General features: G+C 27.7%; 1 protein-coding gene. It reads left to right on the forward strand.

The genetic code is table 11. From position 1 onward, the window contains the following. Positions 1 to 429: 429 nt before the first annotated feature. A complete protein-coding gene (locus ERX35_RS11255; protein WP_246143176.1) occupies positions 430 to 1,755 on the forward strand; it encodes a hypothetical protein in 1,326 nt (441 codons plus the stop codon). Positions 1,756 to 1,771 lie beyond the last annotated feature (16 nt).

Consider the following 1,771-nt stretch of genomic DNA (forward strand, 5'->3'; position numbering starts at 1 on the left):
ATTATATACTTAATTTACTTTAATAAAGTAATAAAAATATTAAACAAAATATATTGCATGAAGGGAATGATTTAAAAAATTATAAATAATATATTTTCTTAGGTTCTCTTGAAATTGATGAAGCAAAGAACGCTTCACAATTCCGCTTAGTGCTTCACATTAACGCTATGCTTATAATGTTCATCACATAGAAAGAATCTTCACGAACGACTTTTATGAAGCGTAGCGAATAAAATAAAGTTCAAGCGGAATGTAGCGTAGCGAAATGAGCATATTTTGAAGAATGATAAGGTGATTAGACTTTTTGCACAAATTTAATACTCTTCTATAAGGGACACCCTTAAAAAGTACTAGAAAATACGTTTTAATATTATAGTTTTTGCACACTTTTTGATAAAAATTTATGATAAAACATTCGGAGGAATTATATTGGTAAAAGTTAAAGTAATTGATGCAATATGTGGTGCTGGTAAAACCAGTTATGCAATACAAATGATGAATGAGAATACTAAAATTAAGTCTATTACAATAGGCACTGGAGTAACATATGTGAGTAAAAAGAAATACATTTATGTTACACCGTTTCTCAATGAGGTAACAAGAGTGATTAATGATACTAAAGCAATCTTTAGTGAACCTAGCGTGAAATTTAAAGGTTCAAAATTAGCACATTTAAAGTTACTTATTGAAAATGGCGAATCAATAGTAATGACACATGTTTTGTTTTCAATGTTAGATGAGGAAACACTTGATGATATAAGAATTGAAGGTTATACATTAATTATGGATGAAGTAGCTAATGTACTTGAACAATTAAAAACAACTTCCAAAGATATAAACTACCTTTTGAGATTAAATTCAATATCAATAGAAGCAAAAGGTCAAGTACGTTGGATAGATGATGATTATAACAAGAACTTAAATAATAGTTTTGATTATCTTAGAGATCTAGCAGATACAGATAATTTATATATCTACAATGACCAAGCGATGTTTTGGACAATGAATGTCAAAGCTTTTACTAGCTTTCAAGAAGTGTATATTCTGACATATTTATTCGATGGTCAAATCCAGAAATATTATTATGATTTGCACGAAGTACAATATGATAAATTTTCAGTTAAGTATGAAAATAATAAATATCATTTGATAAATTATGACAGCAAGGCTGATAAAAGAGAAGAAGTAGGTAAACTATTGAATATTTATGAAGATTATCGACAGGATACTGGAAGGAAAAGTATATTAAATAGTAATTACGATGATTTTAGATTTAATGTAAATACCGATTTTTATTTGTCTTCAACTTGGTTTTCTAAAAACAAAGAAGATAGTATAAAACAATTAAATAAGAATTTATATAGTTATTTTCGTACTCAAGTACCAACTAAAAATGAGAATATTTTTTGGACTACTAAGAAGCAGTATGCATCTAAGTTTAAGAATGCTAAAACTAAATTTAATAAGAAAGATGATAGAACAAAAGATAATTTTATATCATTGAATATTAGAGCAACTAATGATTATGCAAATTGTACAGCCGCTGCATATGTTTATAATCGGTTCATGAACCCACTGGAAAAAGGTTTCTTTGAGATTAGGGGAATTGTTGTGAATGAAGATTTATTAGCTGTATCTGATCTTGTTCAATTTTTATTCAGGGGTTGTGTAAGGAATGGTGAAGTAATGAATTGCTATATTCCCTCTTCAAGAATGAGAAACTTATTATATGACTGGATGGAATACAAAATTTAGAAACTACATAGAACAA

Origin of the sequence: Macrococcus equipercicus (assembly GCF_004359525.2) — a bacterium.
Classification (GTDB): Bacteria; Bacillota; Bacilli; order Staphylococcales; family Staphylococcaceae; genus Macrococcus; species Macrococcus equipercicus.